Here is a 14294-nt window from a genome sequence, read left to right as displayed (position 1 = left end):
ATTAAGATATAATAAAATATATAGTTACAACATTTTATTATTAGGAGGTATAATTATGTCATTTGCAGCATGGAGTATACTCTTACCAACTTTAATCGGTGCAATGTCTGGTGCAATTTTCGGTATAATTTCTTCTCGAAATAAGAGCAAAAATCCAAATTAAAAGCTTAATAATAAGATTTAATAACTACTCTATTGGCAGCTGATTCATCCTTGAATTTTCAGCTGCCATTTTCTATTCAAATAACGCTTTTGTTATAAAGTTACTGCTTCTGCTACAAGTTTACTTTTCTCTAATTGCTCAATTGCCATTTGTAATCCTAACCAGTAACCAATTAAACGACGTGGTAACCTTTTACCGAAACCCCAAATATCTTCCATTGTGTCGGAATCTAATAAGCTATTATGGTAAACATCACTTAACCAAAAGTGGTAACTTTCCATAGATGAACTCTCACCAATTGCTGAAATAATGCCATCATATATTTCTTGTCCGTCTTCCGTTTCATTCATATCGTATTCTTCCCAATATTCATCAAGTTCCTTTTTAGCCTTTTCTTCATCGAAATTCCAACGCTCTTCACAAAATGCCGTTAACTTTTCAGTAAAATACCCTAAATTGAATCCTTTGATGTTTTCCAATGTCGCTGGACATGTAAGGTTATACACCGCTTCACCAATATCACCCGAAATAAACACGTTATATCCTGAAAGCACATATTTAGTACGATACATTCCCGTCCCAGGTTTACCCCAATAAATAACTTGTAATCCCTCTTCACCTTGAATTTCAGCTACATGATTTTCAAACCAATTTTCTTTAATATCTTTAATTGCTTTTTCAATGTATTCCATCTCTCATTCCCCTTTTTCTACAAAATTCAAATTGTATTAAAATAAACTAATTTACTAAACTAATTGCAATCAAAGCACTCACTAATACCAAACCAATAAATTGCATCGTACTTTTTAGTGTTTGAATCAATGCTTTCTCCTCCTTCTCTAGCCGGATGATAACGAAAATACAATTTTCCTTTTAAAATCCGTACATAATTCCACTGATGAGATATGTGAAAAGGAGCATTGAAATGGATACAATGAAGAAGCTATAAAACCAGATTTGATCAGAAACGTTCTCTTCAATACCAAAGTATACATTTAACTTTTTGTAATTTTCTGAAATGAATGCGTAAAATTTTTTTGGAATTTCGTTTTGAGGTGAGGTTGTGTTAAAATAGGCTCACCAGACGTAATTTTAATTAAGGATTGTTTCATAGTAAATCATCCTTTCTAGAATTATGTTTTGATATCAGAGAAAGATGTTTTTGAGCTGCCAGGCTAGAGGACATCTTTCTTTTGTCTTTAGAGTTTCCCTTAATTAATTACATTCATAAAATTATTTTTGCTGTTCTCCAAACCACTTTATCATTGCTTCGGTTGTAATAATCCACTCTTTTCTCTTTCCGTTAGGTTTAATAAAACATTTAATTAAACCCTGTTGAATCATCATTTCTCTTTCTTTATCAGCTTTTTGAGAAAAACCTTCCTGTAGCTTATTTCTTAAAGTTGAATCAGAGATTCCCCAATAAAATGCAGCTTCACTAGGTGTCATGTAGTTATCAATTACTTTCATCAAAAATTCTCCTCCCACAATTCTTTTGCTATAATATTTGTAGAAGGATTGAAGGGAATTGTCAGGCTCCCACTTGTAAATCCTAATTTCATTTCAAAGCCATTTATCATAGTGATAATGGCTTATTTTCTTATTCATCCTCCTTCTTTGATTATTTCTATAACCTCATTATAAGACTTATAAGTCCTATAATCAACTGTTTTTTGTATTTTTATTTCGAATTTTTTCGACAAATAAAAAAGCCCTACTAACGAATGTAGGACGTCCATATAAATGTAAAATAGGTTCGCACCGCTTATTTTACAACAATCTTAAATTTCGCTCCATCGGGTAATTCTTCTACTTTATTACCTATATATGAGCCCGCACCACGATTATCAGAAGGTTTAATGTACTTTATATTTGCACCAGCGCCACCTTCTTTACACATCGCAAGGGGATATCTTCCAAGGTGTTTTTGTTCTAACCAAGAAAGAATCCATTTTTTTGTTAAATAGGTATTATAATTATAAGAATCAAGAGTAATTTATAGGAGATTCTAGGGGGATATGATATTGAATACAATTGGTAAAAAAATTCGTGGATTTAGAAAAGCATATAATTTATCCCAAAGGGAATTATGTGACGGAATATGCACAACAGCTCATTTAAGCCTTATTGAAAATAATAAAATTAAGGTTAAACCTGAGATGATACAATTGTTATCAGAACGAATGGAGTTACTAGAGTCTAATGAAGCAAATCAGAATGAAAATACAGGAGAGTTCTTTCTCAAAGAACGACTAGAACATGGAATTACACAAGAAGCCCTATGTTATGGAATATGTACAGCATCTTATTTAAGTAAAATTGAAAATAATAAGCTAGTTGCAAGTCGTAAAATTAAAATATCATTATATAAAAGATTGGAGGAAATCAAAAATAATACAATAGACTTAGAAATACTCGAATTAGAAAAATTATACGATGATATGATTTATCTTTTTAATAAACAAGAAATTTCTAAGGCTAAAAGGATCTTAGATCAAGGTTTAAAATCTACAGAAAAATATCCTAAATTAAATTGTTTATTTTCATATCAAAATTATTTAAATTTTGATCAAACAAATCTAAAAAGTTTTCTTGAAACAACAGCTATTCCTTTTTTTGAAAATCAAAAAGATAATAAACAATTATCTATATTTTATATTGATTTAGCAACTTGTTATCAAGAGGAAGGTCAATTTGAAAAAGCATGTCTATATTATCAAAAGGCTATTTCTTATATGAAGGTATTAAAAAACATAAATGTCATATCGTCTCAAAAAAATGTTCAAATACAATTTTCATAGGGAAAATAAATGATATTTATGTTTGTTATCCGTACAACACCAACTCTAAGAATGATCGTTACTGGAAATATTATCCAAAAATGAAATAAGTAAATGGCCACCCTTTTAAAGTGGTCTTTTTTTTCGTAGAAGATCCAAACAAAACGGAACAAATGTGAATTTGAAATAAAGTCACGATGTTTGCAAAAAAGTTGCGATGCTTTTCCTCTATTAATGGGGTCCCGCCCCATGCCCATCAAGCTAAGATTTTGAAGTATCCCCAAAACGAAAATTTTATATCTCTACAGTTATTTGGTATATCACAAGGGGGCCTTGAATTTTTATCAGGGATGGCTGAAAAGAAATAAATATGTACGATACTAAATATATTTCCTTAAACAGCTACCCCTATTATATTTAAAATTTAATTATAAATCCTTTTTTTCATATATTTTGAGAGATATCATCATTGATATAAGACTAATAACTATTGAGATAAAACAAGGCATCCATGCCAGAACAATTGGTGGAAATGGAAAGGTAATTGTAAAATCAATGTGTCCCTTTATAAGAGTAGGAGCGACAAAAGGTATTAAAAAGACAGTAAAAAATGTTATAATTTTTGTTTTGTCATAACCGAATTTAAATTGAACAGGGAGTAGTATACCAAATAAAATACTAAGAATTAAAAATGTTATTCCAAGAGCGTTTACGCTGAGTTTTTCTATACCCGATGGTATGATAATTGACGTAATAATACGGATGATGGAGACACAAATAAAAATTACAAAGAGAAAGAGATATTTTGCTTTTACAAATGCATTTCGTGTGTATGGAGTTGCACAAAGTAAAGCCGCCCCCTTGTACTGATCCTCAAATTTGGATATCGTACCAAATAAAATTTGCTCCATCAAAATCACTGTTAAAAGAAAGCCAACAAGACCGCCATCGTTTAATTGTATTTGTGTAGAAACATAAATAGGAGCGATAGCTGCAAAAACAAGTAAAATTAAGAAATATTTTTTAACTAGCATAAAGTCTTTCATTACAAGGTTAATTAACATGATTAATACCTCCGATGTATGAAAGCATAATATCCTCTATAGTTGGTCTTTCCATCAATACATCAGGCATGAGTCGACGCACATCATCTTTTTTATGAGTAATCCCCTCAAATCCGTATTGAGATTGATGCAAATTTAAAAAAAGGTTTTTGGTTTGGTCATTAATTAATTGATTGTCTCCTTTTACAAATGCATGTGTGTCCACTAACACATCTTTTTCCTCATTAACTAAAATTTTTCCATCATCGATTAAAATAATCATATCGGCAATTTTATCTAAATCAGAGGTAATATGAGTGGAAAAAAAGACACTTTTCCCTGGTTCCTTCATAAAATCCAGAAAAATATTCATCAATTCACTCCGTACCAATGGGTCCAAGCCACTTGTTGGTTCATCCATTATCAATAGGTCTGCATGGTGGGATAGAGCCAAAGCAACCGCAAATTTCATCCGCATACCTTTGGATAGAGTAGAAATTTTCTGTCCTAGATTTAAATTAAATTGTTTAATGTAAGATAAGAAGACCGCTTCATCCCAATCAGTATAAGAAGGGGCAATCACATTTTTCATTTCCTTCAATGTTAATTCATCATAGAAATATCCCTCATCTAGCACGATGCCAATTTTGTTTTTAGATTTCCTTTCATTTTTATCCATATCTTTTCCTAAAAAATTAATTTTTCCGGAATCTTTTAAAATGAGGCCAAGGATTGCTTTAATTGTAGTAGTTTTCCCAGAACCATTAGTACCAATAAAGCCTGTTATACAGTCTTTGTTAAGTGAAAAAGTAACATCTTTTAATGAAAAGCTGTCGTAAGTTTTATTTAGTTTATTCACTTCTAACACAGCATTCATTTGCCGTTCTCCTCCTCCTCTAAAATTAAGTCCATCATCGAATGGAGGTCATCCGCATGAATTCCTATACTTCGAGCCATCTGACAAACTTCTGCAAGTTTGACTTCTACCATGTGGCGCTTGGATTCCATTAATAACTCTAAGTTTGTGGGGGCTACATAGGTTCCTTTGCCAACCCTAGTAATAATAAAACCTTCTGCTTCTAGTTCTGCATAGACTCTTTTTGTGGTTAGTACACTTACATGCAAGTCGTTAGCTAATAAGCGGATTGATGGTAGCTGTTCGCCTTCTTTCAATTCATTGTTAAATATTGATTCTTTAATCTGCTCCTTTATCTGCTGATATAAAGGCTGATTTGATACATTACTTAAGATTATTTTCATTAAACAACCTCTCTATCGATAAGTGTTATGGTATAAGATGCACAACATACACACCATATACAGTTAGTATTATAAATTATTAAAAATGAATTAACAAGACATCTTGTTACAAAAATTACCTAAATGTTAATTTTAAGGAATCTCTTAACGGAGGTCTTACAGGAGTCTCGTCACATTGCTATCAAACTCTGATAAAACTGTATCCATAAAAAGAAAAAAACGCTATTCTGTTTGTAGAAATATACAGAAAGGATGGCGTTTTTGTATGAATCTATCGATTTCTGATGAACTACAATTATTTTCTAAAGAATTACAACGATATATGTCACCACATGTTTTAGATCAGTTAGCTAGAGAAATAGGATTTGTTCAACGGAAAAGTAAATATCGTGCACAAGATTTAGTAGCTCTTTGTGTTTGGTTAAGCGAAAACATAGCAAACACTTCATTGACACAACTATGTAGTCGATTAGAAGCTAACACAGGTATTTCTATGAGTCCAGAAGGACTCAATCAACGTTTTAATTCTAGAGCTGTACAGTTTTTACAACAAGTATTAGCGTATTTACTTCATCAACAATTTTGTTCTTCTAGCAAGATTTCAACTTTGTATACAAACTATTTTCACCGTATTCGTGTATTGGATTCTACACATTTTCAGGTTCCAGATAAATTCGTTTCTACATACCAAGGCTCAGGAGGTAGTGGTCAAAGTGCCGGTGTGAAAATTCAATTAGAGTACGATCTGTTAAGTGGTCAATTTCTACATGTTCATGTGGGTGCTGGAAAGCACAATGATAAAATTTACGGTTCTACTTGTCACGAATCTCTTCAACCGCAAGATGTATGTATACGGGACTTAGGATACTTCGACTTAAAAGATTTACATACCATAGACAAGTACAGTGCTTATTTCATCTCACGACTTAAGCTCAATACTCGCATATATCAGAAAAACAAAGAGCCTGAATACTTTCAGAATGGAACGATAAAAAAACATTCTGAGTACATCCAACTAGATATGGAGCAATTTATTGATCAATTACAGCCTGGTGAAACATATGAAATCCCTGATGTTTATATCGGAATGTATCAAAAGCTTCCTACAAGACTAATTCTGTATAAATTAACTGAGACGCAAATGAAACGTAGGCAAAAGGATTTAGCATCTAAAGAACACAAGAAGCAAATTACCTATAAGGAACGCAGTAAACGTCTCAGTGCAATTAACTTTTACATTACGAATATTCCTTTGGAATATCTACAAAAGGAACAAGTATATGATTTTTACTCATTACGTTGGCAAATTGAACTTATCTTTAAAACATGGAAATCATTTTTTCGTATTCATCAATGTAATTCTGTAAAACTGGAAAGATTAGAGTGTCATCTATATGGGCAATTAATTAGCATCCTTCTTTGTTCCTCCACTATGTTTCAAATGCGCCAATTACTCCTTATCAAGAAGAAACGAGAATTGAGTGAATATAAAGCTGTTTATATCATTAAAGATTATTTTCCACTTTTTTATCAAGCTCTACAAAAAGACGCCCATGAGCTATCAAAGATCTTGCTTCGTCTGTTCGATTTTTTACACAAAAACGGGCGAAAATCTCATCGATATGAGAAAAAGACAGTCTTTGATATTTTAGGCGTCGTGTACAATTGTTCCAAACCTCACAATCATGTAGCTTAATTAAAAAAACGAAACCCTTTAGGGTTTATTTCTTGTGCAAACCTTTAAATAATTTATACTTAGTCTTCAGAAAATAGAAAGCTCTTAAGTTGAAATTGATTTTACATAATCTTAGCTTGATGGGCATGGGGTCCCGCCCACATTTTAACGAAAATATACGCTAAGCAAATTCGACTGATTTTACTACTCTAAGCGATATCACCAATCTCAAAAACGTTGGTATTTGAGACAAACAAAATTCACCTTAAAATGTACGTCCTACCCCAATAAGACAAATATATTTATAAAACCTCTTTATAAAAGAACGCAGGTTCGTATATAATAAGAACAAACGTTCTTTTATTTAGGGAGGAATCACAGTGTATGACTATTCAATTTTACCGAATAGAATCATTTTATGTGTTGATCTTCGTGCCTTCTACGCCAGCGTATCGTGCGTCAAGATGGGATTAGATCCACTTCGCACCAAGTTAGCTGTAGTTGGTGATGTAAATAGAAATGGCTCAATAGTACTAGCCGCAACCCCACCATTAAAAGCAATGGGTGTGAAGAAGATGGCAAGGCTATACGAGATTCCCCGACGAAAAGATATTCTTATTGTGAATCCAATAATGGGAACATATATTAAATGTTCCAATTACATAACAAAATTAGCTCTACAGTACGTTCCTATTGAAGATTTCCACCAATATTCCATAGATGAGTTCTTCATGGATATTACGGATAGTATTCATTTGTTTGCTAATGATCCATACGAATTCGCAATGAAATTCAAACGTGAAATATATGCGAAAACTAGGATTGAATGCACGATAGGAATTGGTCCTAATCCTTTAATGAGCAAAGTAGCATTAGATGTGGAAGCGAAGAAAACAAAAGATTGCATAGCATATTGGAAGTACGAAGATGTACCCATAAAATTATGGCCGATACGACCACTTAGCAAGTTTTGGGGAATTTCAGGTAAAACAGAAGCGAAGTTAAACCGAAAAGGAATTCATTCAATTGGCGATTTAGCGAATTATCCTCTTAAATACTTAAAACAAAGCTTCGGTGTGATCGGATCAGAATTACATTTACATAGCCACGGAATTGACTTTAGTCGCATTTCGGAAAAATATGTTCCTGCTACAACTTCTGTCGGGAAAAGCCAAATTCTAATGCGCGACTATACAATAGAAGAATTTCCGATTGTTCTATTGGAACATATTGAAGAAGTTTGTTATCGGCTCAGAAGACAAAACAAACTTGCTCAAACGGTTCATTTTTCCGTTGGTTACAGTAAAAGTTATTCAGGTGGTTTTAGAAAAACGCATACTTTGAGCCGCCCAACTAATTTGACAATGGATATTTATCATATCTGTACATATTTTTTACATCAACACTATACTGGCGAACCCATTCGCAGCATAAATATTTCTCTAACGAATTTAATTCAGGAAGGTGAGGAACAAATTTCTCTTTTTGATAATGTCATACAACGAGAACAAGAAATGAAGTTAACAAAAGTAATGGATGAAATACGTACAAAGTTTGGTAAGAACAGTATTTTGCGAGGGATTTCCTATACACATAGCGCCACAGCTAGATACAGAAACACATTGTTAGGGGGACACAAAAAATGAACAACGCTAATATGCCAAAAGGAAGAGGGATGGTAAAATGGACTCCATTCGCAGCATTAACAGAACAATTTGACGGTATACGTGAAATCATTAAGGAGAAAAACAAAGTAACTCGGCCGATCTTAACCGTTGAAGAAAAAGAACTGATTGAGAACATGCTGTTATGTTCCTTATTGTCTGAAGAAGAAATACTAATTACATATTATGAAGAAGGCTATTTACTCAATAGCTATATGACTGTTGTCGATATTGATCCGTTAAATAGTGCAGTAATATGCACGGATGCTTTTTATAATAAGATGACTCTACAGTTTTCTAATATAATTGACGTGAAATAAAATATACTTAATAAAAAAGCCGAATCCTTAAAGGAAAATACGATGAGGAGTTTAATATGGATAAACAAAAAAAAACAAAAGTCGTATTAGGGGTTCAGCCGAGATACGTGTAAAACTAGGTCATAGTAATACATTTTTTACCAAACGTTGTTTATCGGTGATATTTGTAACATAAACGTTCGTTTTTGTTACGTTTTGTATTTGAAAATATGAAATATCCTAACCGTTGAACTAGCTGTATCAAAAATAATTCATAACATTATTAGTAAAACACCTTTTTGTTACACCATAATCTGATAATGGAAATAAATTCAGCCTATGACCCGAAATTACATGTATCTCGGCTGAACCCCTAATTGGTATAATTGTTTCTCTAATATTCGGAAGCATACATATAACAAAAAAATTAAGTATTAATAAAAGATAAATAACAAAATCAAAAGCCTCAATTATCTAAATGTATATTAGATAATTGAGGCTTTTACATATCAATCTAATCTCTAAAATTTCTTTTTCTCAAACTTTTAATGTAATAACAAAGATTCCCTATAAATACAAAAAACCATATAATACACATAATCCATTTTAAAATAGAGCCTAACTTAAATCCATCTCCTAAAAAAATGACAATTATCATTGCAATACTTATTACCATCATAAATAGATAATAACTCATTTTATTTTTATTTAATTTATAAGACATATATACCTCCTTAAAAATATCTACTCTATATAATTCTTTATAACAATATAAATAAAAGTAATAATATATTACAAATAATTAGTTTACATTCATATCCTTTATTTTATTGAGTTTATCGTGAGTTAATCATTTTCTTCAAAAACATCAAGAAAAGTATACATTCAAAACACTGTGAATAAAGAGGGTATAATGCTTGTAACAAAAAAAGAAAAAGTTAGATCCATACTAACTTTTTTACATAATTCTAATTATTGGTAGTATCCGAAAAAGCTCACTTAGTATCTTTTTTCAGATAAGAAATGAGCTTTTTCGTTTTTTCGGGTGACTCGATTTCTTAGCTTGATAGACATGTGGTGCTACCCTATACCGGTCTCTGTTGAGCGGGTTTTGTTTTAAATACGACTGTTTCGAATTCTTTTCTATATATCTTAGTTGGTAACTTAAGACGTGATAAATAATATCCTTGCTTATCTTGAATAGACTTAAAGTTCTTGTAAACGAAAATATCCTAAGTCACGAATATATAGTTCATTCTTTTGTGCCATACCTGTTCGAGCCGCACCATACGCCTGATCACTTCGTTTTCCTGGTTCAATTTTCACATCAGAAAATTCTCCACTCAACAAGTCATACTCTAGTTGAATTTTTACACCAGCTTTATGACTACATCCTCCGGCACCAGGATAAGTAGCTGCGAATCGATCTGGAACTTGAAAGATTGTAGAATCAAGGATGCGAATACGCTCAAAGTAAGCAGACAGAGAATGAGAAATCCTAGATAACCCTCCAATTTTAGCTTGTAGAAGTGTAGTAAATACATTTCGAAAGAAGGCTACAGAAGCCGCGTTAAATCGTCGATTAAGTCCCTCAGGACTTAATAAAATTCCTGTTGAAGTTTCTAATTGACTACAAAGTTAAGTAAGAGAGGTAGTAGCGATTTGTTGATTTAACCATACACACAAAGATAAAAAATGGTGCCCATGGCACTTACGTTTTCGTTTCATTCCGCCTGCTTCTATAGCTAATTGATTAAGTGTAGCGGGAGACATATAGCGATATAACTCTTCGGCAAATAAAGACAACTCTTGTTTTTGATGCATATTCATAAAAAGCACGTCACCCTTTCTCATTAACATAAGAGAATAGTAACGTGCTTTTAACTTCAAGAATAGTCTAAATCCTTAAGTTGATGGATGTGTGGCAGCATCCCTTAAATAAATTCGAAGAACTCTATTCTAAAAAATACATCTATATTTTACTGGTGATGATAAGTTAATTAAAGTTGATGGATAGCCAAACTCCATTGAAGCATCTATAAATTCTTCTAAATGTTGCACCGATTCAGTGACTATTTTCACCAAATAACTATATTGTCCGGCTAATCTGTGGCACTCAAAGACCATAGGATTTTCTTTGCAAAAATTTCTGAATTGTTGACATTTTTTTGATTCAAACAAAACAAAAGCCGTTACATTCTTATTTAATTTCTCTGGGTTTATAACTGCCCTATAGGCTGTAATAATATTTTTATCCTCTAATTTTTTTACTCTTTCTTTTACAGCTGGTGTTGATAAGTTCACCATTTTTCCTAGTTCAGTCATAGATATACGTCCATCTTCTTGAAAAATATGTAAAATCTTTCGGTCAATATGGTCTATTCTAAACATCCCCTTTTTATTTAAAGCAAAACGCTTATAATGAATAAATTTTTTAAGTCTTTTGGATGAAATAGCTAATAATTTGTATTTAAACAAAATTATATTATATTTATAATTTTATGTATATAATGAAAAAAATGTTATTGGAGGAATAAAAATGGGACTTGAGATGAGGAAATGTTGTGAGAAATGTAATAATAAGATTGAAGAGCAATCTTTGGCTTTTATTTGCACACATGAATGTACATTTTGTGAGGAGTGTACAAAATTAATGAATTATGTATGTCCTAATTGTCAAGGAGAACTTGTTAAAAGACCTAGACCCCTATCTAGTAGTGTCTGCTCTCTTAACATATAACAATACTACTTATTAGGTTCGTAACGAAATAGGTTCAAAAGATAAAAGGGGGCGATATTATGATTATTAGAATGAAGAAAGATATGGAGAACATATATATAAATTATAGCATAAAGGAGTTTTTATATTGAACCAAGCTTTGCTTATTATTGATGTCCAACAAGAATTAGTTGATGGTAATAACGAAACTAAAAATGTGCTTAATAAAGAAGCATTGTTAGATAATGTTAATTTGGTTATTAATAAAGCACTAGAATCACATGCTTTGATTATCTTTGTGAGGGATAAAGATGTTGCTGATGGCAAAGGTCCAGGTTTTCAAATACACCAGACAGTAAAAGTGCCAACCAATGCAAAAATATTTGATAAAGTAGCTACAAATGCGTTTTATGGTACACTATTAATGGATTTTTTAAAGGAAAACGAGATCGAACATCTTGTTATCATGGGATGTAAAACAGAACACTGTATTGACACAGCGGTTAGAACTGCAACGGTGAATCATTTTGATGTTACTTTAGTTGGGGATGGTCATTCAACGACAGATTCTTCAATCCTATCTGCTGAAAAGATAATAAGTCATCATAATGAAATACTTCATGGTCATTACAATGTTGACAATTTTTCTGTTGTTCGGACCAGCCAAGAGGATTTGTTTCAACCAATTCATAACAATTACCGATAAATCACTATTTACCCTGTTAAATTGAGAACCTTAAAAAAATTATTGATCTATAGCAATCAGGCGTGATTGTGGAATAACCCAAACCATATTTAAACGAATGTGTGTTATTATATTTTTAATATGGAATTATATCACACCAGAAACTAAAAAAGTTTATTTTAACCCCGTTCTAAAATTGGAACGGGGTTATGCGTATTTAAGAAATTAAAATAAAATACATTTATTTTAATTTTACATTTAATGGTTTATTTCTTAGATAGAAATTTCGTTTTGGGGAACAACCAATTTCTTAAGTTGACGGGAATGTGGTGCTATCCCATCGTCATCAAGCTTAGGAAAGCAAATACCCCCCAAACGAGAAAATTGACATCTCTAGTTGAAAATGTACAATTTTTTTGTTTTGAGGCATTATAAAATTCTAAAAAAGATCATTTCAATATACTATGAAATGATCTTTTATTCACCTTAACTATTTGCTAAATATTTCTCTAAATTTTAGTTTACGAGGATCTACGTTATTTTCTATCTGTAATTTTGAGTCGAATCCTTTTGCAATCCTTTTCCAATCTATCATTTTGAAATTCTGATTTACTATTTTCCCATGATCCATATTCTCTCCATCCTGTGCTAGGAAAATGCCATTTGGATATTTTTCTCCTAATCCAAAACTCATTACATCAATACCGTCTGTATCACTCGTTCCATCAGCATTTTTACCATCAACAATAGCAAAATTACCAATATACTCATTGTTGCCTTTACGGTCATACACTGCATAACTATTATTCCCCTGACTAGAAGCAATTAAATACCCTGTCCCATTTTTTCCATAATATATCGTCAAACCCTCAATATCTGCTGTTAAATGGTTTCCATCCGCACCATCTACTTTTGCAATCGGTTGGTTTCCTCCGTCTGGTTCCGCATTGAATTTCCAAATTGCCACATCTTCTTCACCGATATATATTGTTCCATACTCATCATCTGCTACAATTCCTTCTGATTGAGAACTTAGCTTTAATTCACGTACTTTTTTTCCTTCTATTTTTCCTTTTCCATTGTCAAATAACTCATATTGTTCAAAAGTTCCATCCTTCCCTACAACTAATGCGTAAAAAATACCCGTTTTTTGACTATGATAGAGACTAAACCCATATACTTCTTTCATGCTAGATTGAATGGGAGATCCCGTAATATTTTCTAATTCTCCTGTTTTAGGGTTTATCGCAAAAATATCGATTGTATTTGTAGAACGATTTGAAGCTGCCGCAATATCAATTTTTTTACCTCCAATTGGAAATCCATATCGTACATCAACATTATTTAGTTTCCCAAAGTTATACGAATGTAGTTGTTTTCCTTTTAAATTGTAGACAGCTATCCCACCCTCTTTATTCGTTCCAATAATTTTACTTTTTTCAGAATCATGAGGATGAACCCAAATTGCTGGATCATCAGCTGCATCACCCGCATTGGCAACTGCATCTGTTTCCTCTTTTGCTTCCACTTTTACAAGTTTTGAATGTTTTTGTTTCTCTTGTACACTTGGATTTGAAAATTCCCCCACCAAATTCGGTGTAGAATTTACTGTTAAAAATAATACACTCGTCATTAAAGCAACTGTTGATATTTCCTTTAACATTTGTAGTTCCCCCTTGAAAAAAATAATTTTCTTTATCCTGTTAACTAGAACAGATACACTTTTCTTGTATTATTTTATCTATTAATTTTTAATTATTTATGTATTTATTGTAAATTTTTAGATAAATGATTTACAGGATCTATCGTAAGCAGAACGTTACGTGTATTGTGAAAATTATCCATCCAAAATAAAGTTGCACTATCCATAAAAAGTCTGGTTCTGGTGCAAAAACTCTAAAACTTTTGCAAGTAATCTCCTAAACTTGGACAGATTGATTTACGGGATCAGTCTGTCCAAAACCAGAAAGAATTCATCCATCGATTGTTTGGGCTTACAGCATAAA

15 protein-coding genes and 3 pseudogenes are annotated in these 14294 nt (G+C 32.0%); 7 read left to right on the top strand and 11 right to left on the bottom strand.

Translation table 11 applies throughout. The features are described 5' to 3' along the window. Positions 1-255: 255 nt before the first annotated feature. The 4 genes and pseudogenes from JDS96_RS23200 to JDS96_RS23185 form a co-directional block, all read right to left on the bottom strand. Positions 256-855 (bottom strand): hypothetical protein, encoded by a 600-nt coding sequence (locus JDS96_RS23200; protein WP_199668153.1) that lies wholly within the window; start codon positions 853-855, stop codon positions 256-258. A 181-nt stretch (positions 856-1036) separates the two neighbouring features. Next, positions 1037-1120 (bottom strand): hypothetical protein, encoded by an 84-nt coding sequence (locus JDS96_RS32360; RefSeq protein ID WP_307838204.1) that lies wholly within the window; start codon positions 1118-1120, stop codon positions 1037-1039. A 276-nt stretch (positions 1121-1396) separates the two neighbouring features. Beyond that, the gene (locus JDS96_RS23190) at positions 1397-1633 is read right to left on the bottom strand and encodes a helix-turn-helix domain-containing protein (RefSeq protein ID WP_097847908.1); all 237 of its coding nucleotides are present in this window, start codon (positions 1631-1633) and stop codon (positions 1397-1399) included. 295 nt (positions 1634-1928) lie between these two features. Then, positions 1929-2075 (bottom strand): annotated as a pseudogene (locus tag JDS96_RS23185) (NucA/NucB deoxyribonuclease domain-containing protein); the annotation flags it as partial. Positions 2076-2181: 106 nt separating this feature from the next. On the opposite strand from JDS96_RS23185, the gene JDS96_RS23180 reads away from it, so the two are divergent. Next, positions 2182-2964, top strand: a complete 783-nt coding sequence (locus tag JDS96_RS23180; RefSeq protein ID WP_242479972.1) for a helix-turn-helix domain-containing protein — start codon at positions 2182-2184, stop codon at positions 2962-2964. Between the two features lie 407 nt (positions 2965-3371). On the opposite strand, the gene JDS96_RS23175 is transcribed toward JDS96_RS23180, so the two are convergent. The 3 genes from JDS96_RS23175 to JDS96_RS23165 are packed head-to-tail and all read right to left on the bottom strand — an operon-like array spanning position 3372 to position 5246. Continuing rightward, positions 3372-4007 carry an ABC-2 transporter permease gene (locus JDS96_RS23175; RefSeq protein ID WP_199668150.1) on the bottom strand — a complete coding sequence of 212 codons (636 nt, stop codon included), beginning with the start codon at positions 4005-4007 and terminating at the stop codon, positions 3372-3374. Next, positions 3997-4863: an ABC transporter ATP-binding protein gene (locus JDS96_RS23170; protein WP_199668148.1), complete on the bottom strand. Its 867-nt coding sequence runs from the start codon at positions 4861-4863 to the stop codon at positions 3997-3999. The genes JDS96_RS23175 and JDS96_RS23170 overlap by 11 nt, the downstream gene beginning before the upstream one ends. Next, positions 4860-5246 carry a GntR family transcriptional regulator gene (locus JDS96_RS23165; RefSeq protein ID WP_078984725.1) on the bottom strand — a complete coding sequence of 129 codons (387 nt, stop codon included), beginning with the start codon at positions 5244-5246 and terminating at the stop codon, positions 4860-4862. The genes JDS96_RS23170 and JDS96_RS23165 overlap by 4 nt, the downstream gene beginning before the upstream one ends. 265 nt (positions 5247-5511) lie before the next feature. Between JDS96_RS23165 and JDS96_RS23160 the strand changes: the two genes are divergently transcribed. From JDS96_RS23160 to JDS96_RS23150, 3 genes are all read left to right on the top strand, one after another. Further along, a complete protein-coding gene (locus JDS96_RS23160; protein ID WP_199668146.1) occupies positions 5512-6942 on the top strand; it encodes an IS4 family transposase in 1431 nt (476 codons plus the stop codon). A gap of 359 nt (positions 6943-7301) precedes the next feature. Next, on the top strand, positions 7302-8567 hold the full coding sequence (locus tag JDS96_RS23155; protein WP_199668145.1) for a Y-family DNA polymerase: 1266 nt from the start codon (positions 7302-7304) through the stop codon (positions 8565-8567). Further along, positions 8564-8905, top strand: coding sequence for a YolD-like family protein (locus tag JDS96_RS23150; RefSeq protein WP_199668143.1), 342 nt, complete (start codon positions 8564-8566; stop codon positions 8903-8905). Before JDS96_RS23155 ends, JDS96_RS23150 begins: the two co-directional genes overlap by 4 nt. Before the next feature lie 493 nt (positions 8906-9398). On the opposite strand, the gene JDS96_RS23145 is transcribed toward JDS96_RS23150, so the two are convergent. From JDS96_RS23145 to JDS96_RS23135, 3 genes and pseudogenes are all read right to left on the bottom strand, one after another. Continuing rightward, positions 9399-9608, bottom strand: a complete 210-nt coding sequence (locus JDS96_RS23145) for a hypothetical protein (RefSeq protein WP_098785235.1) — start codon at positions 9606-9608, stop codon at positions 9399-9401. A gap of 364 nt (positions 9609-9972) precedes the next feature. After that, a pseudogene (locus JDS96_RS23140) lies at positions 9973-10714 on the bottom strand (IS4 family transposase); the annotation flags it as partial. A gap of 129 nt (positions 10715-10843) precedes the next feature. Then, positions 10844-11266, bottom strand: coding sequence for an Lrp/AsnC family transcriptional regulator (locus JDS96_RS23135; RefSeq protein WP_199668174.1), 423 nt, complete (start codon positions 11264-11266; stop codon positions 10844-10846). 157 nt (positions 11267-11423) lie between these two features. Between JDS96_RS23135 and JDS96_RS23130 the strand changes: the two genes are divergently transcribed. Beyond that, positions 11424-11624 carry a DUF1272 domain-containing protein gene (locus JDS96_RS23130; RefSeq protein WP_018766997.1) on the top strand — a complete coding sequence of 67 codons (201 nt, stop codon included), beginning with the start codon at positions 11424-11426 and terminating at the stop codon, positions 11622-11624. 127 nt (positions 11625-11751) lie between these two features. Beyond that, complete coding sequence (locus JDS96_RS23125) at positions 11752-12309, top strand: isochorismatase family protein (RefSeq protein ID WP_006097279.1); 558 nt, start codon at positions 11752-11754, stop codon at positions 12307-12309. Positions 12310-12778: 469 nt separating this feature from the next. Here JDS96_RS23125 and JDS96_RS23120 read toward each other — a convergent pair whose 3' ends face one another. Next, entirely contained in the window at positions 12779-13951 is a 1173-nt protein-coding gene (locus JDS96_RS23120) for a phytase (protein WP_003203196.1), read from the bottom strand. Between the two features lie 258 nt (positions 13952-14209). On the opposite strand from JDS96_RS23120, the pseudogene JDS96_RS23115 reads away from it, so the two are divergent. Continuing rightward, positions 14210-14293, top strand: a pseudogene (locus tag JDS96_RS23115) (IS6 family transposase); the annotation flags it as partial. Between the last annotated feature and the right edge of the window lies 1 nt (position 14294).

The sequence above is a fragment of the Bacillus cereus group sp. N21 genome, from assembly GCF_016483395.1.
Taxonomy (GTDB): domain Bacteria; phylum Bacillota; class Bacilli; order Bacillales; family Bacillaceae_G; genus Bacillus_A; species Bacillus_A pseudomycoides.
The sequence above is the reverse complement of the archived record's forward strand: the minus strand, read 5'-3'. Positions and strand labels throughout refer to the sequence as shown.

Coding starts and splice junctions, on each gene's coding strand:
- JDS96_RS23145 (WP_098785235.1), bottom strand. CDS start 9,608: ATGTCTTATAAATTAAATAAAAATAAAATGAGTTATTATCTATTTATG.
- JDS96_RS23120 (WP_003203196.1), bottom strand. CDS start 13,951: ATGTTAAAGGAAATATCAACAGTTGCTTTAATGACGAGTGTATTATTT.
- JDS96_RS23180 (WP_242479972.1), top strand. CDS start 2,182: ATGATATTGAATACAATTGGTAAAAAAATTCGTGGATTTAGAAAAGCA.
- JDS96_RS23165 (WP_078984725.1), bottom strand. CDS start 5,246: ATGAAAATAATCTTAAGTAATGTATCAAATCAGCCTTTATATCAGCAG.
- JDS96_RS23190 (WP_097847908.1), bottom strand. CDS start 1,633: ATGAAAGTAATTGATAACTACATGACACCTAGTGAAGCTGCATTTTAT.
- JDS96_RS23175 (WP_199668150.1), bottom strand. CDS start 4,007: ATGTTAATTAACCTTGTAATGAAAGACTTTATGCTAGTTAAAAAATAT.
- JDS96_RS23170 (WP_199668148.1), bottom strand. CDS start 4,863: ATGAATGCTGTGTTAGAAGTGAATAAACTAAATAAAACTTACGACAGC.
- JDS96_RS23130 (WP_018766997.1), top strand. CDS start 11,424: ATGGGACTTGAGATGAGGAAATGTTGTGAGAAATGTAATAATAAGATT.
- JDS96_RS23200 (WP_199668153.1), bottom strand. CDS start 855: ATGGAATACATTGAAAAAGCAATTAAAGATATTAAAGAAAATTGGTTT.
- JDS96_RS23160 (WP_199668146.1), top strand. CDS start 5,512: ATGAATCTATCGATTTCTGATGAACTACAATTATTTTCTAAAGAATTA.
- JDS96_RS23150 (WP_199668143.1), top strand. CDS start 8,564: ATGAACAACGCTAATATGCCAAAAGGAAGAGGGATGGTAAAATGGACT.